This window comes from uncultured Nostoc sp. (genome assembly GCF_937863485.1).
Classification (GTDB): Bacteria; Cyanobacteriota; Cyanobacteriia; order Cyanobacteriales; family Nostocaceae; genus Nostoc.
The window spans coordinates 30,800-51,013 of the sequence record NZ_CALMFY010000217.1; the positions used below are offsets into that span (position 1 = coordinate 30,800).

The window sequence follows — 20,214 nt, forward strand, 5'->3', positions numbered from 1 at the left end:
AGGCAAACTATGGTTTGGTGACTATTTTACTGTTATAAAAATGTGAGTAATGACAAAGATTGAACTTGGCGGATTTAAACAGGAAAATTTTATTTTATGACAATAGATTCTCTATTTGAACAGTTGAAACACCCCAACCCAAATCTGCGGGAACGAGCCATGTGGGAACTGGCTGATGTCCGTGATGAAAATACTATTCCTCGGCTGATGAGTATTTTGGATGAAGAAGATGTAACCTACCGTCGAGCTGCGGTAAAGGCGCTAGGTGCGATTGGTATAGATGCTGTACCATCATTAGTAGAGTCATTAGTGAACAGCGATAATGCGACCATTCGCGGCAGTTGTGCTAAGTCCCTGGCACAAGTCGCCACCAACCATCCAGACGTACCCTTCCCAACAGAGGGCTTACAGGGATTAAAAACAGCGCTTAATGACCCAAATGGTGTTGTTTACATTGCATCTGTGATGGCTTTGGGTGAAATTGGTTCCCCTGCCTTTGAAATTTTAACTGAAGCTCTCAAAACAACGGATAATGTTGCGGTAGCTGTGGCGATCGTCAATGCACTCGGTTCAATGGGTGATATCCGGGGAGTGGAAGTGCTAAGGGCATTGACTAATGATGAATCTGCTGATCCATATGTTCGAGAGTCAGCTGTAAGTGCCTTGCCCCGATTAGATCAGGTGATTAATTATAACAGAGGCTAGCGATCGCTTTTAAATATAAGTACCTTAATCAATCCCAGTAGGGCATATACATTAAATGAACAAACGCTCACCTCAACCGAAGAATAGCAATGCCTATGGCTGGCTCACCCAAATTGCGATTATACGGAATGTCTGCAATCTTTCTACCAATAGGTGGGATTCCTGTGATGTCGAATGGTCGCGTATCATCTAAATAGGAAAATTCAAAGGTCAAATCGGTGTGATCGCTAATCTTCTAAGTCACCACAGGCGAGACAAAAAACCGATAAACGCCTTGGTCAAAGTCGCGAAAGTTCCCACCCGTTTCATTAACGGCATTCAATCGATACAGCAAAGTTCGCTTACTGTTCAACAGACCAGAAAAATCAATGCTCGGTCGAACAAGACCAAAGCTTCCTGCTTCCAGTTCAGCAGAGTAAAAAGGTTCTGATAAAGGTTGCTTTGTCAATAAGTCAAATACAGATTTACAATCAATTTTTTGCTGTCAACTGAATCGTTTCTCTAGTCTGCGGGGAGCGATTTTTTCCCTTGTAGCGATACCACCACATCACAAAGCCAGTAACAGATAAGATTAACGGTGCAAGTCCAATAAATAGGTAGAAAATCCGAGTAGGCCAGCCACCAAATGTACCATAGTGTAGGGGACTAAAAGAATTGAGGATGCGATCGCCCAATGACTGCTTCAAAGAACTATCGACTCGCAAAACCTTGCCACTGTATTGGTCAAGATAAACACTGCTTTGACCATAGTCTTCAGTTTCTTGGGGAAGTTTAAAGGCAACATTTAAAGCTTCTTCTGGTTTAGTTGGAAAATAAATTCTCCTGAGTTCTCCAGTCGGTAAAGTAGCTTGAGCCGTTTTTAATTGTTCTTTTAATGCTAGTGGAGACTTACCAGCAACGACAACAGAAACAGGATCTGCTTGCTGCTTGGAGAAGGTGAGTGTGTAGATCATCGGGTTGACGACTTCAGAAAAACTCCAGCAAAATCCCGTGAAAAATGTAAATATCAGAAATACTGCTGTAATAACACCAGCAACTTTGTGAACATCAAAGTTCACTCGCTTGACATGGGCATTCCACTTAATTTTGAAACCAGAAATCAACTTGCGCCAACCAGGCCAAAGAATAATACCCGTAATACTCATAAACGACATCAGTAAACCAATAATGCCCACAAACTTGTATCCTAAATCACCGCCTAAAAGAGCATAGTGGAGTGGGTAGACGATATCAAAAAACTTTTGGATAAAGGTTGGCTTTAAATTATTGCCGAGAATTGCTCCGGTATAAGGGTTAACGTAATTTTCTGTCCATTCTTTTTGTTTGGTTTTGAGAATAACATTCATCGGCTCATTTGGCTTTGAAGGCAGGTAAATCCTTTGAACTGGTGCGTCTGGTTGATCGGCATAGGTTTTTTTGACAGTGTTAAGAACAACCTCAATAGGTAGTAGTTCACCTTGAGGAGTGAGTGTGCCAATTCGGCGCTGCTGATCGAAGTTGCTAATTTCGGAGTGGAAAACTAATAAAGTACCAGTTAAACCGACAATAATTGTGATTAGTCCCACCGCTAAACCAATGTAGCGGTGTAGGGTAAATACTAAATCGCGTAGTTTTTTAGAGTTCATATCAGGTTCCTTAAAATATTCTTATTTGCCAAGTCAGAGGGAAATTGGGCCGTGGAGGCTGTATGTTATAACTCCCAAGAAATCGTTCCTTGAACTGTAAACGGATCAGCCGGATCAACTACACCCCCAGTTGAGCCATCGAAATATCTGACATCAAATAAGTTCTTGAAGTTAACAGATGCTCTCAAGCGATCCTTTTTGTAGAAAATAACCGCATCAGTCCGTATTAAAACCAGGTACGGTGTACAAGTTATCAATTTATCCATAAGCTTCGGTAGCTGCAAAGATGCCTCCACCAAAGCCAAACCCTTCTAATGTTCCTGTTTGAAAGGTATAGGTTGTCCACAACGAGCCACTATGTCGAGGTATACCACGTAGAGCATTTCTGACTGGATATGTATTGTCTTGAGTGATTTCTGCATCCGTATAAGTGTAGGAAGCAATCACTTTCCAACCAGGTAAGATTTCTCCAGCAATATCGAACTCAATTCCACGAGCGCGTGTTTTTTGACTGAGATCAGTAATCAGCTATTTGAGAATAAATCTTACAGGAGATGACTCGCCAATTGCAAGTAATTATCAAATATTATTGACAAAGGGAATTAACATATAAAAGACTTTACTCTAGTTGACAAATTAGCTTTTAAGCCCCCGGATTTATCCGTAGGGGTCAATCCAAAATCTAAAATCCAAAATCCAAAATTGGATGACCCCTATCATGTGTGCTAACTCCAGTGATAACGGCGGATTTTTTTAACAAGACTCTAGAATTTCTCTAGCTTGATGAATTCGGTTAATGCTTGAAGTTTTCAGTTTAGCGATCGCTGCAAGTTACTTCGTTCTGCCAAAATGGGTGCTAGTTGCAATGTGATTAATTTAATTGCTTTGCTCTGCAAACAAATTTGCTTTGTAGTGCCTTAATCAGGACAGTTGATAATTTGTCTTACCACTAATTGCAATGCTGGGTTGATTTCTAAATAAAGCAGAGTCTGCCAGTCATTGCCCTTGACTAAAAAACTTAAATCTGGCTTCATAGCTCCATCTGTTCTTAGAAAAAACCTTGCTCACAAATCAGCAGAGATTTAGATGTTCACCCCCAAAATTCTATCGTTTTTCTGAAATTCCATTGTCCATAAGCGTTGCACACCACTACCATAAATCAATGTGCAACTTTCACTAAAATATTGTCCCCGACTATCTCCTATGGAGCCAGAAAAGAGAACACCAAACTCAACTAGGTGAGCTCAATTTGGAACCCTAATCAATAACTTCTGTCCACAGTTCTAAATCATCTTTTAATGCCAGGAAAATAGTCATAGTTGGCGACTGATGATCAGATTAATGCTATTAATTAGCAATAATTTTAGAGGAATCAGTCCAAAAATTAGTAATAGTAAATGTGCATTGCTCTATTCCCAAGCATCTTCCTCTAACTGTCTCTCAATTTGAGAAATCGCCAACTTGAAGACTGCCTGAACTCCCCCTTCCCCTTCCTTGGTTAATGCGGCTTGCAGAGGTTCTAAGGAAGTGCGATCGCCAATCTTCATCAATGCCAGAGCGGCCGCTTTTCGAGTTTCCCAATCGGGATGGTGCAATAATTCAACGAGATTAGGAATTGCTGGTCGATAAATAAGGCTGCCCAAAGCAGATGCCGCTTCACACCGCACAATTGCAGATGAATCGGTGAGGGCGTTAACTAAAATATTAAATGCTCCTTCTTGGGTACCTTCTTCAGCTATTTTAGCGATCGCACCAACCACCGCAGCGCGAACTTCAGCCGAGTCTGAGTTAATCTCTTGATATAAATATTCCTTCGCCTCTGCTCCAATAAATCCCAACGCCCATACTGCATATCCTTTGGCACTTTCTGGATACTCGCTTGACGCTAATATTTTTAGTAATGCTGGCACAGCGGCCTTACCTATCTTGGCCAGCGCTCCCACCGACGAGGCTTTGACCACTGTATCTTCATCATTTAACAGAGCCTTGACCAAGGTTGGAATTGCGATCGGGTCAGCGATCAGTGTCAGGGTTTTAGTGCTGGCTCGCCGCACAACTGGGTTTGGGTGATTTGCTACAGCTTCCATCAATAAAGGGGCCGCTGGTTTACCGATTTTACCCAATGCCTCTGCAAAACTCAACCTAACCATCCCCCGTGAGTCTCCCATACTCTCAATCATCTGCTTGAGTAGGTCTTGGTCATCAGGGTTGAAGGTGTTTAAGCCTAATTGCTCACTCACCGCTGCAAATAAAGCATCAGTTTCTGCCTGAGACAGATTTAACGAATCCTCCCCGGATTGAGTTTTGGAGTTGAGCATATGACTTATAGTTAAATTATCAAGATGGATTACTAGTTGCTGAGGTTCAGGGTAGCTTGCTGATTACGGAGTTCCTGGAGGGCAGAATCAATCTTGGCAAGCTCAGGCTCTAGTTTTGCCATCACATTTACTCTCATTAATTTAGCCCGTTTTGCTGTTTCCGTAGTTTCTTGAACTAGACGTTCCCGATACTGCTCAAGTTCTGCAATAACTTCTGCTACTTCTTGAGCGTTTACGTTATCGGTTGTTGTGAATTCTGAGGCTTCATCCATAACTTTTGTTTCCTAAATGCGTGTTTATATAATGATGTGTAGTCAGTGTTCGACTATCGTTTGTATTTGGTTACTCGCTAAAAACCAGCACTTAGCTGTTACATACAATTGAGCAATTGGCAAGAGGCAACTGACTAATAGCTAACAAATGCATATATTCCGATCTTCTCAGATCGCGTAACCACTGGTAAAGCTTTTGACGCAAATCTTCAAAAGTCGAACCAAACTATAGTCTTCGATCCAAGTTCTGATAAGTCTTTTAGGCTTTTTTGATTGAAAGTGCCACAGCTACGCCCGTCGTAGACATCGCGCTCGCATGGTCTAGCACAGTGCAACAGGAGAAGTTGATGTGATGATTACCAATCCTTGTCTTCAAGCTGTTATAGAAGCTCCGTGCTATGAGGGTGAGCCATTATGGCCGTGGTTCGTTGCAGACTATAAACCATTCTCGCGCATTCAGTTATATGGTGAGATAACGGATTTGGAGGTTGGTTTAATATTTGCCCAACTGGTAAAGTACAACGATTTAGACAGTGAGAGCGATGCCAACGACGTTCTGTATCAAGTTATTGAGTCCAAGACACTGATTTTGCCAGGAGGTCTTCAAGTCAGGTCTAGTGCTGATGAACTGATCTGCCCTGGTTGCTGTTGTGGTCTAGAAGAGTGGCGGGAGTGGTTAGATTTTTTGACTACAGGGCGATCGCCTTGGCTTGGTCAGCGATCCAAGCCCCTGGATTGAAATGGTGGATGGTTTTGTTCGTGTATGGTCAGATGGAGGAATGGATTCAACAGCCAGCGCATTTCACCTCGATTTTGAGCAATCCACCTTCGAGACGCAACTGAGCAAAGTGCAGCAGGACTTGAGTACCTTCCTGATAAAGATTGAGGCGTGGGCTAATGGGATAAAGTTTCCAGAACCTAGCAAGCTATCGTCTAAGTTTGACGAATGCTTTGCTATTTCACGTAAATGGTCAGAGGAATAGTTATCAACTGTTTAACTAATTACTAATTCGTAATTAAATTTTTAACTACGAATTACCAATTATCAATTACGAATTATTTTAAGAGGTTTCTTCTAGTGGAAAAATGTCTCCCCGCAAGTAGGACTCAAAGTTTTTCTTAAAGTATTGAATGCTCGTGACATTCAGTTCATCGCTTTCCGTTGGGGTGAATTCATAAATTGGTACTTTTTCTCTCACCAGCTTGACCAAGCTAGGATGAAGCTGCTCAAAAGAATCTACTCTAAATATTGTGGTTTCAAATCTTAATTTAGCTGGATGAGCATATCCTAACTTCATCCAGGGTAACCAAGGACAGTCCCTCGCCCACTTAGCAGGAGGGACTTCAGTTGCATCAGGTCGGCAAGTATTTGATATAAAGTACTCAACTCCTTTAAACTTTTCTCCAGGGCAATAGTCTGAATATTTACTATCTCCTGCTAAGGGATGGGGGTATTCTAAAGGAATTTCTATGACAGAGGTAATATATCCACTGCCTTTGGGTATGACAAATTTTTTTGGTTTAACTGAGCCTTGGACAATGCGGTTAGCAATGTGGACTACTGGTACTGCTTCACTTGCTGTTGGTGATTTCCAAAAGTGGAGAATCTCTTGCGTATCCGGGTCACAAAATAAACCTAACTCTCTATTGATGCGATACCCAACTTCACCGTGTTCAGGATCGGGTTTGAGAAATACTTTAGTAGCATTCATCCCAATAATAGAGAACAATTTTTCCTTGGGCAAGTCTGGTGTTTGTTGCCACCAAATTTCCCCAGACCAGTTGTAATAAAGCTGTAACCCATGATTTTTTCTGTAAAAATCGATGTTATTAAATTCGTAGTCATCTAAATAATCATTCATATAAAACTCCTATCATCCTCAAATGGCTGCGTAGACGTTTCTTCGGCTTGTGGTTAGATATCGCAACTCTCACTCAGTAGCTCAGTAAGCGAATTTTATTTTATTTTGACATCAACTCTAACTTAACTACTGGAGTTTAGACTAAAAGCAATATAAGGAAACGCAGTTTAAGCTCAATGATCCAACGACATGCTGAGACATCGCTGCGGGAGGATTTCCCTCCGAAGGCGGCTGCAAATCTAAAGGGTGGACACCCAATCAAGTATTATATGTACTAGCTTCAAAGTTGTGACAATTACGCATCCATCTGTGGCATGATCTCCACTTTCAACTGTTTGCCAAACATCTTATGAATCGGATACTTGTCGAGCGTAGCGACGAAGCAAACGGAAAAACGTTTAAAGCGAAAATATTTCTTTATTAAATTACACCCTATTAAGGCGGTGGTAAGGTAATTGTTGGACTAGGCGAATTGTGTTCATTAAGATAACTTGTAACTGCTGAAAATAAGAGAACAATGAAAACTAAAACAAAGTACAGCCCTACAAAAGTAGCGATTACTTTCATAATACCTCCAGCTACACCTTGCGCTATGTCGCCACTTGTAATCTGTTGTTTATTCTTAATTTCTTCTTTTAATTCGCGTAATTCAGACCGTAAAGCTTCTAATTCTGTAACTTCAGAATTAGTTCCTTGAGATTGTTGCTGTTCCAAATTCCGGTCATTTTGATCGTTGTTCATATTATTATCTCCACCAATTTTAAAAATTATCCTGTTAGCGATGTTTATTATGCTACTACAAAAATGCCTGTGTTTTATTTCAGGCGATCGCACCAGTTTCTAAGCTCTAAATCAATAGTACAAACTGCACATCAAAGTGTATATGGTGTTCAAGCTAGGGGAGAAAGAGGAAACTACAGTCCGCAACGTGTTAAATTTAACTCTAATCAAACTGCTTAACTTTTCGTTACATACTTATAAATTATTCCGCCCATTTAATTACATACCATAGGGGAATTGTTTAAGCTTATCAAATGTCATAGTCAAGCTGTTAATTTTTTATTGTTATCAGCATTGACCATAAAGTGGTCAGCCATGTTGAACTGACCACTTTCAATTTTTAAGGACATTTTCATTTATCATTATATAGTGTATTTTTTGCTCCGTAAGTCTGTGGGCTTTATCTTCCAATCTCTCGCATTTAGTTTAAACTCCAGTGAAAAGCAACTGCATTTTTTGATAGTTCAATTTATAAACATTATTTACCGCTATTTTCCAGTCCCCAGTCCCTAGTACGATAGTAAACGTGACCTTTGAGCAATTATCCAAAAGCCATTTACAAATCAATGGATAAACGTTTTTTTAAAATGTTTGGGCTAACAGAAGATCAAGCGATCGCAATTATCGATACACCATTAGAACAACTCGAAGACGCTTCTGATAAGTATATTGCTGTTTCCCATCTAATTAACTTTCCGACTGAGCAATCGATCGCGGCTTTAGTACGGGCGATTGAAACCAGTAATCCTGATGAGTTAGACCACCGGATTGTTCGACGCAAGGCTGTGGAAAGTCTAGGGCGATTGCAGGCCGAATCAGCTTTACCTGTAATTCGGCAGTGTCTTAAAGATGATGATATTTATACTGTTGAAAATACCGTGTGGGCGATCGGGGAAATCGGGACTAAAGATCCAGAAATTCTCGAAGAAGTGGCGCAACTGCTCGATAAACCAGGTCAAATCTATCGAGTGATTATTCACACCCTAGCTAATGCTAACTATCAGGCGTCTCTAGAACGTGTTCGGAAATTTACCCAAGCTGAGGATGAACCTATCCGTAGTGCAGCGATCGCTACAGTTTGTCGTTTCACAGGTGACTATTCCCAAATCACTGAGGTGATGGCGCTGCTGCAAAGTTCTAGCGTCAATGCACGGCGCGGTTGCATTCAAGACCTGATTGATTCACACTACTACAAAGCAATCCCAGAAATTGCCCGTTGTCCTGTATCTCTGGTGTTTCGGTTGCGAGGATTGCGGATGCTTTTGGATGCAGGCGTTCCTAGTGGTGAAATTGCCTTTACAGAAATTCAACCTTATCTAGAGCAAGTACTCTACGATCATCCCAATGACCTTGATTTAGTACATGAGTATGACGCTACCCCTGTTCTAGATTTTGTCATTAACGAACTCTACGAAACCGATTTTGGACGGTGTTATTTAGCGACAAAAACCTTACTGGATATCTATGCACAAGAAGCACCAGCAGCACTTCTAGCAACTTATTCGGACAAGGCATATAACGATTATGGCGCTCATTATCATGTCATGAAACTTTTCGGCTGGCTGAAATATGCTCCCGCCTATGATTTGTTAGTAGAAAACCTGTACAATCGCGAACCTCAGTTTCAGAAATCTCGTGCTGCTTGTGCGATCGCTCTTAGTGAATTAGGTGATTCACGAGCAATTCTTGAACTCAAAACTTGCCTAAATACACCGATTTGGGACTTGAAATACGCTTGTTTATTAGCCTTAGACCGCTTAGGAGACTCGTCTGGTCGGGAAATTTGCGCTCACGATGGTGACTGGCTAATTAAGGCGAAAGCGACAAGTACTCAATAGTTAGGAGTTAGAAGTTGGGAGTTCTATCAAGTCTAGATAATTGTCGATACCTTGGCATTGTTAGTCAACACAATGCCATTGTTAGTCAATACAATAGCATTGTCAGTCAACACAATAGCATTGTCAGTCAACACAATAGCATTGTCAGCCGATACAATGCCATTGTTAGTCGATACAATGGCATTGTTAGTCAACACAATAGCGTTGTTAGTCAAAACAATGCCATTGCAGGTCAAAAGACTTGTGTATACACCGTAGCTTTGCAAGCTCTTAGGGGATTAACGTGAGTTCGACGGATAGGAAAGCACAAAAAGCTTGCTATGTATGAATTTGCTCAACTGGGCATACAAAAAGGCGATGCCTGCGGCGGGCTACGCCTACGCAACGTCCATTTAACTTTTTGATTAATTTGATAGCTGGTTTAACTGCTTATACTTATTTGCCTAAAAAACCTTCGATTGACATTTACTCAAAAGATTTGCCTGCACTATCTCCTGCCATTTTTTAGTTCCGTCGAACTTACGTTAACTTATCAGTGATGGGAGTAGAGGCATACAGATGTACGCCCCTGGTAGTTTAGGACTTGCTACTGGTGACTGCTTCGTTTAAAACTAACTCTGGTTCTGGTGTCTTCTCCTCTTCTTCTGGCAAACCGTAAATTGACCTGTATAGCTTCACGTACTGCTTGGCAGATTGATACCAACTAAAATCTTGACTCATGCCGCGTTTTTGTAGTTCTTGCCATTGCGGTTTGAAACGGAAGCCTTCCCAAGCCCGGATCATAGAGGTGAAAAGGTCTAGCGGTTCATAGCGATCAAAGCAATAACCGGTGCCTGCGGCTTTTTCGGGGTCGTGATGCGTTACCGTATCAACTAATCCACCTGTGCGGCGGACAATGGGTACAGAACCGTAGCGCAAAGCCATCATTTGGCTGATACCACAAGGTTCAAAACGACTAGGCATTAAGAAGGCATCGGTACCAGCGTAGATCCGGCGAGACAGAGCATCGTTATACAGTAAGTAAGTTGCCATGCGTCCGGGAAAGCGAGATGCTAATTGCCACATCTGAGTTTCATAGTAGCGATCGCCTGTTCCTAACAACACAAACTGTGCATCTGTATAAGATAAGAAGCGATCAAGGATTTGTAATATCAAATCAATGCCTTTTTGTTCCACTAATCGGGTCACAATCCCAATAAAAAAGGCTTTTGAGTTGACTTCTAACCCTAGTTCTTCTTGCAAAGCAATTTTGTTGGCCTTGCGTTTATCTAAAGTGTCAGCAGTGAAGGTTTGAGTAATGTATTTGTCATTTTCTGGGTTATAAACTTCAGTATCAATACCATTGATAATCCCAGATAATTTCCCGCTAATAAAAGACAGCAAACCTTCTAATGTTTCACCGTAAGTAGGCGTCTTGATTTGGTCGGCATAGGTAGGCGAAACTGTATTTACCTTATTGGCAAATTGCACCGCCGCTGCCATTACATTGTGTCCTTGCATATACCAGGGACACCAAGTAATTCTCTCTAAATACCAACGCCACGGCCCTTGATAAGCCAGATTATGAATGGTAAACACTGTGCTGATATCAGGATCTTGGTGCATCCACACGGGAATCATCCCCGTGTGCCAATCGTGGCAATGGATAATTTCTGGCTTCCAGTAATTCCAGGCAAACTCGGCTGCACCATTTGCAAACAAAGTGAACCGCCAATCTTCATCATCTCCAGAATAAATGCGGCGGGGCATGAAGGCGGGATGTCCGAATAAATACAAGGGAACATCAGTACCAGGCAGAACACTTTCGTATACTGCAAAGTGCTGGAACATGGCATCTCCCCACCAGATGGGTTCATAGGGAATTTCCATTTTGTCTGGCAGGAAGCCGTAGTAAGGCAAGAATATCCGCACATCATGCCCCATTTCTCTCAGGACTTTGGGTAATGCCCCGACAACATCACCCATTCCTCCTACTTTCGCAATGGGTGCTGCCTCTGCTGCAACAAATAGAATCCGCATGGTAATTTTTGCTTCCCTGAGATTGTCAAATTAACTCTATGATCCCGACCAACGCGATATGTCGCGTCTGGCACGTATGAGAGTGCAACGGCGATCAATTCTTATCTAATCACATCGGCTTGCCCAATTGCTTAGGAACCACGCTGAATCACCGCAAAAATTTCTGATAAAATTTCTTGCGCTCCCTGTTGCCGCAACAGTTCTGCTAGTTCTATGCCTAGCCCTTCAGCATTGTTGGCAATGCCTGTGACGGTATCTTTTACCAGCTTTTGACCATCTACACTGGCGACTATCCCTGTTAAGGTCAAATTCTCACCGGATATTTCTGTATTTACGCCAATAGGTACTTGACATCCGCCCTCTAGTGAGCGTAGAAAAGAGCGTTCGGCGAGACAGCGATCGCGTGTTTGGGGATGTTCGATCGCTTTGAGTAAAGATAGCAATTCACTATCATCAGCCCGGCATTCTATACCCAAGGCTCCTTGTCCAACAGCGTGGAGAGAGATATTTGCGGGGAGAATTTGATGAACGCGATCGCCCATTCCCAATCTCTCTAACCCTGCTGTTGCCAAAATCAAAGCATCGTATTCGCCTGCATCGAGTTTTGCCAACCGTGTAATCAAGTTTCCCCGCACATCTTTAAATGTAAAGTGGGGGAAGTGGTGACGTAACTGTGCTAACCGCCGTAGAGAAGATGTACCGATTACAGCACCCTCTGGTAAAGTATCGATTTGTTTATCTTTGTGCTTTTCATGCACCACTAATGCATCTGCTGGGTTTTCCCGTTCAGTAATTGCTGCCAGTGTTAACCCTTCTGGTAAGTGAGTTGGCAGATCCTTGAGGGAATGAACCGCAAAGTCAATCTCCTGATTGAGCATTCCGACTTCAAGTTCTTTAGTAAAAAGTCCTTTATCGCCAATCTTAGCTAATGCTACATCCAAGATTTTATCGCCTTGGGTAGACATGGTGTGGACTTCAAAAGTGATATCAGGAAAGCAATTCTTTAGTTGCTCTTGTACCCAGTAGGTTTGAACCAGAGCAAGTTGGCTTTTGCGTGAACCAATCCGAATAGTGCGTGGGGGACTAGAAACAACTGAAGTCATAAAACAATATACCAGTAAGCGATTAATTCACTTTCATCTAGACTACCGTAGTCAGGGACACATGCGAATTTTGGGTTTTGGATTTGGGATTTTGGATTACAATTCTTTACCAAAGGCTGGTTTGAGGAATCTCCAACACTACTACTTGGTACAGCATTTCGTTAAATTTGTAGCAAATTAAATTTGGCAATACCCTCCAATGCCAATGCCTCTACTAACAATGCTAATGCGTCTACTGACAATACTAATGCGTCTGCTGACAATGCCAACGCGTCCGTTGACAATGCCAATGCATCTGCTGACGATGCCAATGCGTCCGCTGACAATGCCAACGCATCTGCTGACAATGCCAATGCGTCCGCTGACAATGCCAATGCATCTGCTGACATTAAAAACGAACTCTTGAGTTTGCCTGTTGAACGTGGTGTTCTAATTCAGCGTTGAGTGTTTGTAGCTGTTTGTAAAGTTCTGAGTGTTGGATGGCGATCGCAACTTGGGTTGCAAGTTGGTTCATCAACTGAATTTCCCCAGATTTCCATATGCGGGTGCGATCGTACTGATGAGCAATCAATAAGCCCCAAAGATCAGGGGTATAAATAGGTGTTTTGCTATCTCGTTGTTTATCTGCTTGCCGATCCTCTTGTAGAATGCACATGGAGTGCTGACAACAAGCTGATTCATGTCTACACATAGTTACAATCATTAATTTTTTATAAGTCAAGCAAACTCAGCAACCTTCGATTACCACGTACTGATGCTCCTGACTTATCACTTCAATTTTCATTGGAAAGTAATGCAGTTGATATTGAATTTGAAGAAGATAAAGAATTCTCAAAGCGAATTTCCTTAAATGCGGTCATAACAAATGAATCTTTAGCTTGGTCAGTTGATTCACTTGGAATGCAGCCGAAGCTTAGAGCAACTATTTTAACTGTCTCAAATAATCAAGCGAAAATTTTAGATGTTTGATAAAGGGCAACTTGATAAATCAAATGTAGCGAATGATCGCAAGATATTGGCGAGGCATTCAAAGCTTACTACCACCACTCAACTTCATCGTCATAAACTTAATCATAAAATTAGATAAATATCAAAAAAATTAACAATTTTTATCAAAATCTCAAGCGTATTGCTTTATAGGCGATCGCCTTTTTGTATCCAGCCAGTGGCGAAGGTTGATAAACTAGAGATAGGATTTTCAAAATAGCAGAAGTCATGAGTGTTGCAAAATCTGCATCCCTAACCCTAGAGGAGTTTCTGAAGTTACCAGAAACAAAGCCTGCAAGTATTTATATTGATGGTGAGATTATCCAGAAACCAATGCCGAAAACCCGCCACTCCCGACTTCAGGCTAAGTTGATTAATGGGATTAATGAAGTCACAGAGGAGAGGCAAATCGCTTATGCTTTTCCAGAGTTACGTTGTACTTTTGGTGGTCGGTCAATTGTTCCAGATGTGGCGGTTATTCGTTGGCAACAAATTGAGTTTGACAATAACGGAGAACCTGTAGATGATGTGCTAATTGCTCCAAACTGGACAATTGAAATTCTCTCTCCAGATCAGAGTTCCAATCGGGTTACCAGCAATATCTTGCACTGCCTAAAATATGGTTGTCAGCTTGGATGGTTGATTGATCCCGATGACCGCTCAGTTCTCGTTTTTCAACCACATCAACAACCAGAATTTTGTCATAAAGCAGATAGGTTGGCTGTTTTAGATGGTATTGATTTAGAACTGACAGTAGAACAGGTATTTGGCTGGTTAAAGATGAAAGCCGAGTGAGCAAGCCATGTTAAAATTCTCTGTAAATCATCGGATTAATAGATTTTTTAGTTTCTATTTCTAAATCTTAACAATTGAACTTACTGATATAGCCATTTTTATCGAATTAAGGGTCGGCTTTGAGATATTCCTGTAATTGTTGAGTACGCAATTTGGTGGAATTTTCCAGACAACCAAAATAAATGGTTGCGGCAATACTTCCTCCCTCATACCTGCTTCTCTCAAACTCACAATTAGTATCTCGAAACTTAATCCATGCTACTTGTGCAGCAATCAATTTCTGTTTCCTAGAGCTTTCTAACGTAGATAGCAATTGTTGATAAACTTGATTCAGCTTTTTATCTGCATTCTGATAAAATAACTTCGTGCATTCATTAATTGCTGCTTGAGTTTGAGGATTATTGCAGTTAAGCCTTTGAACTAAGCGCATTGGTAAATTAGGCGTTGTGCCTGCTATTGTCATGGTAGGGGTATTTAAACTACTGAGAGTTACAATACTTGCCAAAACTAGTAATAATTGACGCATGGCAAAATTTTTATTGTTTAGGTATAGACAAAAGATACTAAAATACGCGTCAGCATTGATGTGTTCCAACGTAGAATACTTCTGAACTTTTTACAAAAAGTAAACCAGCCGTCAGATGGAAGTCGAAATTTCACAACAATGCTAAAAATAATTTGGTATTTTAGTAATCTAAAGTTTAGCTTTTATATTTTATGAATCGTTCCGCCTGCCTCATTTTCAATCCAGTTGCGGGTCAGGGTGACCCAGATTTAGAGCTGGCAGAAATTCGGACAATATTAGAGCCAGAGATTGACCTAGATATTTATCTCACAACTGAAGAAATCGACGCTGACGAACTGGCCTATGCAGCGGTAGCGAGGGGTGTAGATGCAATCATTGCTTCAGGGGGAGATGGCACCCTCTCAGCGGCGGCAGCGGCTTTAATAGGTACTGATATTCCATTTGGGATTATTTCCAGAGGAACAGCAAACGCTTTTGCCACAGCTTTAGGAATTCCTGACACGATCGCAGCTGCGTGTCACACAATTTTGCAGGGAGGAACCCGCAATGTAGACGTAGCCTATTGCAACGATCAGCCAATGGTACTCTTGGCAGGTATTGGCTTTGAAGCTGAAACTGTAGAATTGGCAGACCGAGACGCCAAGAATCGCTTTGGAATGATGGCCTACGTTTTGGCTGGAATTCAGCAACTGAGAAACTTAAAAAACTTTGATGTTGAAATTGAAACTGAGGACAAAATAATTAAAACTAGCGCCTGTGCAGTAACAGTAGCAAATGCTGCACCTGCCACTTCTGTCTTAGCTCAGGGTCCAGCAGGTCTGGTTTATGATGATGGGCTACTAGATTTAACAATTGTAGCTTCAGTTAATAAGGCAGGAGCGATCGCAGCTACATTTCATCTATTTCAAACGGCTTCTACAGGTAACGCCGTAGAACGGGATGATATTGGCTTCCTGCGAGCCAAACAATTTAAAATTACGACTAATCCACCACAAAAGGTTGTTCTAGATGGTGAAATAGTGGGCACAACTCCAGTAGAAATTAAGTGTGTTCCAGCAGGCTTGAAAATTTTTGTGCCATTAGTAGAAGAAGTTGAGCCTACTGAAAAACTAGAGGGACTCCCCAACCTGACTATTGAGATGAAAGACACAGTAGGAGAATAAGGGCATGGGGCATGGGGGAGCTACTGCGTTGAACGGGTTTCCCGGCTTGTACCCCTACGGAGAAGCAAGTGGCATCAAGGGGAGAGACTTGCTACAACCTTGCTCCCCTGTCCCCTTTAATAGAAGATTCAGGAGTAGGTTGCATTGAAACTTGTATCTGATCCAGCGATCGCTAACAAAATTAGTAAAATGAATCAGCGGGTACGGTGGCAAGATCCGTTAATTGTGGAACGGAACATCGATCAAACTCGGCTGGTGTTGGAAGATGGTCAAACAGACAATTCTGAGTTTTCATTTTTAGTTATAGGTGATAGTGGTTCCGGCCAGCACCGGGGACACAATCCCCAACGACAGGTGGCTGAACTGATGCTGCCCCATCACAACGAATCCCGTTTTATGCTGCACATGGGGGATGTGATCTATTTAGTGGGGTCAAGTGAATACTACCACCAGAACTTCATCCAGCCTTACCGAGAGTTTATCTTGGGCGGAGAGCATCCCAGACGGATTGCCTATGACCAGATGATTTTTAAGCTGCCCATTTTACCTGTACCGGGAAATCACGATTACTATAACTTGCCGATTTTATTGAGCTTGGCATCTCTAACAACATTACCCATTCGTGGCCTATTGCGATCGCGGTTAGACCTAGATGTGGGCTTGCATGGCTCAGGAACGGGTGACGCTTACGCACGGGCATTTCTGGACTATCTTAAGGCGTTTCAGCTTCCAGGAGAGTTAAATGATCATTTAGATCAGTACTACACAGCCAAGACAGATACAGGTCGTTGTCTTAGCTATCAACCTGGTCACTTCACTCGCCTTCCCAATCGCTACTATACTTTTCGCTATGGCGGTATAGATTTCTTTGCCTTGGATTCTAATACATTTAACGATCCACCACCGCTACCTAAAACAAAAAAAGGTGACGCCGCTCGCAAAGTCTTAGAAAAACGCCGTGAAGATTTAGAGCAAGAAAAGCTGCAAATCATTGAAACCTCAGCCAAGCTTCGTCCAGAAAACCCCACAGAAGCCGACCAATTAGACGACTTCCACGCCAAGGTATCACAAATTGAAGAAATTATTGTTGATATCGATAAGCAATTAGCTGCTGATAAAACAACGCTGACTGATACTGAACAACTGGAGTGGCTCAAGCAAAGATTAATTGAATCTTGGAATACTGCTGAAGTTCGGGGAAGAGTGATTTATTTCCATCATCCTCCCTATGTAACTGAGGCGACAAAGTGGCAACAAGCACAAACTCTGATAATTCGCGATCGCCTCCGTGATGTGCTGGATGCAGTAGCTAAAGAAATAGGTTCCCTGACTCAGGGGCGTCCTTTGGTTGATTTGGTATTAAACGGTCACGCGCACTGCTTGGAACACCTGGAAACAATGGATACAGGACACGCTGATTCTCATATTCACTGGATTATTTGTGGTGGTAGCGGGTTTAGTTTGCGACGCCAGCGGATTGAGGGAGCAGATTTGATGGAGACTTTTGGGAACGAAAATAGATTAGTGGCGCGATCGCATCTCTTCATTGGTCGCAACGGTCAAGGTTTTCAGAAGCGACGACCTTACTCAGGTTTACGCATTGACGTTAAAGGCGAACATCATCCCAAGTTCATTGTCCGTCCCTTGGTTGCCGAATGGCATCAGCGGCAATGGCATAATCGGGAACTTGAGCCGTTGATCATTTAGTAACATAATTCTGGAAATATTAGCCCATATAAGTAGAGACGCAATCATTGCGTCTCTACTAAGCGTCTATTTAGCCTTATTACGTGTAATCATACCCAGCAAAAGGATGGTGTTAATTAAATTATTCCTGGGCCTCTACCCCGGCTGTCACCCTTTTCTGTCAACTTGCCTTCCTCGTCGTCTTGATTAACTTCTGCAAGTTCTTGAATACGTGCTGCCTTTTCTTCTGCTGCTTGTTGGCGTGCATCACCCGGTACTTCGTAGTACATTTCCGGTTCAACTGCATAGTTGTTAGACAAACCTTCTTGGTCTACGGTGTAGCCGTCAGTGGTGCGTATACTTTCTGAATCAGTTTGATCATCGGTAGATGCATCTGCCTCTTTTTCTTCTGTGGGGAGTGTTTTGTACTCATCTCCTTCTCTTTCCATTCGAGCAGCTATTTCAGCTGGGATAATGCCGCGATCATATGTATTTACTTCGGCTCTATCAGATGAATCTATACCTTTGTTAACTCCTTCATTAGCCATAAATTATGTCCTCTTAAAGAATGTATTAAATAACTTCAAAAACCAGATTAGGCTGTTTTTCATCTCAAATCTACTATCTTTAGAAGTGATTTAAATTTAAAAATAATGTTATATTCTCTATCTTTGGATGTATCCAAAAAACTAATATTAAGTCAGGTTAAATACTGATAATTTACATTAATTGCGTAGAACAAGGGTTTTGGCTGAAGTTGACACTGACAGCAATGAACATTATTCTGCCCCTACTGCCTTTTGCATGTAAAATAGGATAGTTACAAAATTCCCTACTTTTTAGACAAGTCGGGAATGTGAACCTTTGGATTGGATATATTTAATTAGCGAACCATACCCAATACTGTGCTGAGGCTAGTACCGCAAGGCGGAAGTCACTAATTCAAAAGTCAAAAGTCAAAAGTATATTATGGAATAAGCTCTTTAGGGCTTTTCAATGCTCTGCTTATTTACGCCGTGCTGTACTAGTACAGCTTCGTGTAAATCCTAGTTACCATCTTAATTAACAAGACAAGGGGCTTAAGCCCCTTGTTAAAGATAGATAAACTTGCGTTATAGTGTACTACTTTAATGGTTTGGAAATTTATCCGCCTAAAAACTGGTTTTTCAATGATTGAATTTCATCTGCTAATTCTTGCCGAGTTGAAGCCTTCAGGAAATAACGAAAAATGAACCATGTGGCGTAACTAATTCCAACTAACTCAAAGAGTGGTGATAGTAGTGGAGTCCCATTGATTGCATCCAGCACTGCTAGTACTATCTTGGCTGTAACAATCGCCGCCAAAATTAAAGCCACAGTTATTAGAGGCTGCTTGTAATCCTGAAAAAAGCTACTTAAGTATTCGGGTAATTGCTCCAAAAATTCAGAAACTTGTCTGCTAATTTGCTGCAATTGAGATTCCGGTTCAGCTGCTGGTGGTAACTTTGGCAAGTTTGCTGTATCTACACCTTCAAGTGCTAGCGTACCTTGTGATAAGGAGGCATTGATGGATTCACGTTGCTGTTGTTCAGTTTCCATAGTTTTTATTTTCAGGAAGTACAAAAGTTTTTATAACTGACTGAGCGTCAATAAATATAATTATTAAGGTCGTCAGTTGTCAATTATTAATGGTCAGTACTGAGTATAACTAACCACCAAGAATGAGCAGGGGCATTTAAATTTATTTATGCCTACCTACTCACGCGGATTTGTTGTTACCTACCTTATTTTTTCGGTGCGAGAACAGTTGCTTTATTAACTACACTTTTGACACCTTTAATTTGTTTAGCTAAAGGTTCAATTTTAGCCAACTCCTGCTGATTGCTCACAGTTCCTGCGACAGTAACAGTTCCATTGTCTGCGGCATCAACTGTTAGTTGACTCTTGGGTATGTTTGCCTCTAACTTAGAGCGAACTTCACTTTTTAGATCACCTTTGGCTCGTTGTGTATCACCACCTGTAGTATTATTGCGCTGTTCACGGGCGCGAATATCCTCATTTAGTTGTCTTCTGCGGACATCACTTTGTGCGTCTTGTTGAGAAGCTTGTGTTGTTTGTGCAGTCGGCGTTTGGGGAGCTTCATTAGGATTATTGGGTGCAGATTCACTTGTTTTAGAAGCGTTATCACAAGCAGCAACACCAAAAACTAAAAGGCCACTAATTAAAAAAGGAGTTAGCTTTTGCATATATTGAATTCGGAATCGCAAAGTGAAAGTTGTGGAGTTTATTGATATTCACGGCAGAAGTGAGGAGCAAGTTTACTTAAATGAGGAGCAAAATTTTCAATTTTTTGCTCCGGCAATTTTGGGGAACTAGTGTGAGTGACAACTACCTTAGCTTAGAGTGTTTCATCACGGCGGTCAACAATGACTACGGCAGGATCGTCTCTATCAGACCCTGTTGAGTAATTAGTGCGATCGCTATTAACAACTGGTGTGCCGTAATCGGTTGCTCGATCTAAACTTGGGCGATGTTCGCCGGGATCAGTGCCATCAT

At 41.7% G+C, this 20,214-nt stretch carries 25 protein-coding genes; 8 read left to right on the forward strand and 17 right to left on the reverse strand.

All coding sequences use genetic code 11. The features are described 5' to 3' along the window. The first annotated feature begins 96 nt into the window (after positions 1 to 96). Positions 97 to 705, forward strand: coding sequence for a HEAT repeat domain-containing protein (locus Q0541_RS29525; protein ID WP_298919632.1), 609 nt, complete (start codon positions 97 to 99; stop codon positions 703 to 705). Between the two features lie 235 nt (positions 706 to 940). Here the strand turns inward: Q0541_RS29525 and Q0541_RS29530 are convergent, their stop codons facing one another. From Q0541_RS29530 to Q0541_RS29555, 6 genes are all read right to left on the reverse strand, one after another. Continuing rightward, positions 941 to 1,153, reverse strand: a complete 213-nt coding sequence (locus Q0541_RS29530) for a hypothetical protein (protein WP_298919634.1) — start codon at positions 1,151 to 1,153, stop codon at positions 941 to 943. A 22-nt stretch (positions 1,154 to 1,175) separates the two neighbouring features. Next, positions 1,176 to 2,330, reverse strand: a complete 1,155-nt coding sequence (locus tag Q0541_RS29535) for a PepSY domain-containing protein (RefSeq protein ID WP_298919636.1) — start codon at positions 2,328 to 2,330, stop codon at positions 1,176 to 1,178. A gap of 65 nt (positions 2,331 to 2,395) precedes the next feature. Beyond that, positions 2,396 to 2,596 carry a hypothetical protein gene (locus tag Q0541_RS29540; protein ID WP_298919638.1) on the reverse strand — a complete coding sequence of 67 codons (201 nt, stop codon included), beginning with the start codon at positions 2,594 to 2,596 and terminating at the stop codon, positions 2,396 to 2,398. Then, complete coding sequence (locus Q0541_RS29545; RefSeq protein ID WP_366941942.1) at positions 2,589 to 2,858, reverse strand: TonB-dependent receptor; 270 nt, start codon at positions 2,856 to 2,858, stop codon at positions 2,589 to 2,591. The genes Q0541_RS29540 and Q0541_RS29545 overlap by 8 nt, the downstream gene beginning before the upstream one ends. Positions 2,859 to 3,739: 881 nt before the next feature. Continuing rightward, positions 3,740 to 4,648, reverse strand: a complete 909-nt coding sequence (locus Q0541_RS29550; RefSeq protein WP_298919639.1) for a HEAT repeat domain-containing protein — start codon at positions 4,646 to 4,648, stop codon at positions 3,740 to 3,742. Between the two features lie 32 nt (positions 4,649 to 4,680). Then, complete coding sequence (locus Q0541_RS29555; protein ID WP_298919640.1) at positions 4,681 to 4,920, reverse strand: hypothetical protein; 240 nt, start codon at positions 4,918 to 4,920, stop codon at positions 4,681 to 4,683. Between the two features lie 349 nt (positions 4,921 to 5,269). On the opposite strand from Q0541_RS29555, the gene Q0541_RS29560 reads away from it, so the two are divergent. Continuing rightward, positions 5,270 to 5,659, forward strand: a complete 390-nt coding sequence (locus tag Q0541_RS29560; protein ID WP_298919641.1) for a hypothetical protein — start codon at positions 5,270 to 5,272, stop codon at positions 5,657 to 5,659. Between the two features lie 40 nt (positions 5,660 to 5,699). Next, entirely contained in the window at positions 5,700 to 5,903 is a 204-nt protein-coding gene (locus tag Q0541_RS29565; RefSeq protein WP_298919642.1) for a hypothetical protein, read from the forward strand. A 78-nt stretch (positions 5,904 to 5,981) separates the two neighbouring features. Here Q0541_RS29565 and Q0541_RS29570 read toward each other — a convergent pair whose 3' ends face one another. Both Q0541_RS29570 and Q0541_RS29575 read right to left on the reverse strand, forming a co-directional pair. Beyond that, positions 5,982 to 6,782, reverse strand: a complete 801-nt coding sequence (locus Q0541_RS29570) for a DUF1838 family protein (RefSeq protein ID WP_298919643.1) — start codon at positions 6,780 to 6,782, stop codon at positions 5,982 to 5,984. A 435-nt stretch (positions 6,783 to 7,217) separates the two neighbouring features. Beyond that, positions 7,218 to 7,523, reverse strand: a complete 306-nt coding sequence (locus Q0541_RS29575; protein WP_298919645.1) for a hypothetical protein — start codon at positions 7,521 to 7,523, stop codon at positions 7,218 to 7,220. Positions 7,524 to 8,128: 605 nt separating this feature from the next. On the opposite strand from Q0541_RS29575, the gene Q0541_RS29580 reads away from it, so the two are divergent. Further along, positions 8,129 to 9,400, forward strand: coding sequence for a HEAT repeat domain-containing protein (locus Q0541_RS29580; protein ID WP_298919647.1), 1,272 nt, complete (start codon positions 8,129 to 8,131; stop codon positions 9,398 to 9,400). Positions 9,401 to 9,432: 32 nt separating this feature from the next. On the opposite strand, the gene Q0541_RS29585 is transcribed toward Q0541_RS29580, so the two are convergent. From Q0541_RS29585 to Q0541_RS29605, 5 genes are all read right to left on the reverse strand, one after another. Then, positions 9,433 to 9,615: a hypothetical protein gene (locus Q0541_RS29585; RefSeq protein WP_298919650.1), complete on the reverse strand. Its 183-nt coding sequence runs from the start codon at positions 9,613 to 9,615 to the stop codon at positions 9,433 to 9,435. 361 nt (positions 9,616 to 9,976) lie between these two features. Further along, positions 9,977 to 11,419 carry a glycogen synthase GlgA gene (gene glgA / locus Q0541_RS29590; RefSeq protein ID WP_298919653.1) on the reverse strand — a complete coding sequence of 481 codons (1,443 nt, stop codon included), beginning with the start codon at positions 11,417 to 11,419 and terminating at the stop codon, positions 9,977 to 9,979. A 131-nt stretch (positions 11,420 to 11,550) separates the two neighbouring features. Continuing rightward, complete coding sequence (hemC, locus tag Q0541_RS29595) at positions 11,551 to 12,522, reverse strand: hydroxymethylbilane synthase (protein WP_298919655.1); 972 nt, start codon at positions 12,520 to 12,522, stop codon at positions 11,551 to 11,553. A 161-nt stretch (positions 12,523 to 12,683) separates the two neighbouring features. Next, the gene (locus Q0541_RS29600) at positions 12,684 to 12,911 is read right to left on the reverse strand and encodes a hypothetical protein (RefSeq protein ID WP_298919656.1); all 228 of its coding nucleotides are present in this window, start codon (positions 12,909 to 12,911) and stop codon (positions 12,684 to 12,686) included. Further along, complete coding sequence (locus Q0541_RS29605; RefSeq protein WP_366941939.1) at positions 12,911 to 13,177, reverse strand: GAF domain-containing protein; 267 nt, start codon at positions 13,175 to 13,177, stop codon at positions 12,911 to 12,913. Before Q0541_RS29605 ends, Q0541_RS29600 begins: the two co-directional genes overlap by 1 nt. Positions 13,178 to 13,305: 128 nt before the next feature. Between Q0541_RS29605 and Q0541_RS29610 the strand changes: the two genes are divergently transcribed. Continuing rightward, entirely contained in the window at positions 13,306 to 13,491 is a 186-nt protein-coding gene (locus Q0541_RS29610; RefSeq protein ID WP_298919658.1) for a hypothetical protein, read from the forward strand. Between the two features lie 246 nt (positions 13,492 to 13,737). Beyond that, entirely contained in the window at positions 13,738 to 14,304 is a 567-nt protein-coding gene (locus Q0541_RS29615; protein WP_298919660.1) for a Uma2 family endonuclease, read from the forward strand. Positions 14,305 to 14,410: 106 nt separating this feature from the next. Here the strand turns inward: Q0541_RS29615 and Q0541_RS29620 are convergent, their stop codons facing one another. Beyond that, positions 14,411 to 14,830: a lysozyme inhibitor LprI family protein gene (locus Q0541_RS29620; protein ID WP_298919662.1), complete on the reverse strand. Its 420-nt coding sequence runs from the start codon at positions 14,828 to 14,830 to the stop codon at positions 14,411 to 14,413. A 191-nt stretch (positions 14,831 to 15,021) separates the two neighbouring features. On the opposite strand from Q0541_RS29620, the gene Q0541_RS29625 reads away from it, so the two are divergent. Both Q0541_RS29625 and Q0541_RS29630 read left to right on the forward strand, forming a co-directional pair. After that, positions 15,022 to 15,993 (forward strand): YegS/Rv2252/BmrU family lipid kinase, encoded by a 972-nt coding sequence (locus Q0541_RS29625; RefSeq protein ID WP_298919664.1) that lies wholly within the window; start codon positions 15,022 to 15,024, stop codon positions 15,991 to 15,993. Between the two features lie 144 nt (positions 15,994 to 16,137). Then, positions 16,138 to 17,700, forward strand: a complete 1,563-nt coding sequence (locus Q0541_RS29630; protein WP_298919665.1) for a metallophosphoesterase — start codon at positions 16,138 to 16,140, stop codon at positions 17,698 to 17,700. A 116-nt stretch (positions 17,701 to 17,816) separates the two neighbouring features. Here Q0541_RS29630 and Q0541_RS29635 read toward each other — a convergent pair whose 3' ends face one another. From Q0541_RS29635 to Q0541_RS29645, 3 genes are all read right to left on the reverse strand, one after another. Then, entirely contained in the window at positions 17,817 to 18,227 is a 411-nt protein-coding gene (locus Q0541_RS29635) for a hypothetical protein (protein WP_298919667.1), read from the reverse strand. 595 nt (positions 18,228 to 18,822) lie between these two features. Further along, the gene (locus Q0541_RS29640) at positions 18,823 to 19,257 is read right to left on the reverse strand and encodes a CAAD domain-containing protein (protein ID WP_298919669.1); all 435 of its coding nucleotides are present in this window, start codon (positions 19,255 to 19,257) and stop codon (positions 18,823 to 18,825) included. Between the two features lie 185 nt (positions 19,258 to 19,442). Beyond that, positions 19,443 to 19,904, reverse strand: coding sequence for a BON domain-containing protein (locus Q0541_RS29645; protein ID WP_298919671.1), 462 nt, complete (start codon positions 19,902 to 19,904; stop codon positions 19,443 to 19,445). Between the last annotated feature and the right edge of the window lie 310 nt (positions 19,905 to 20,214).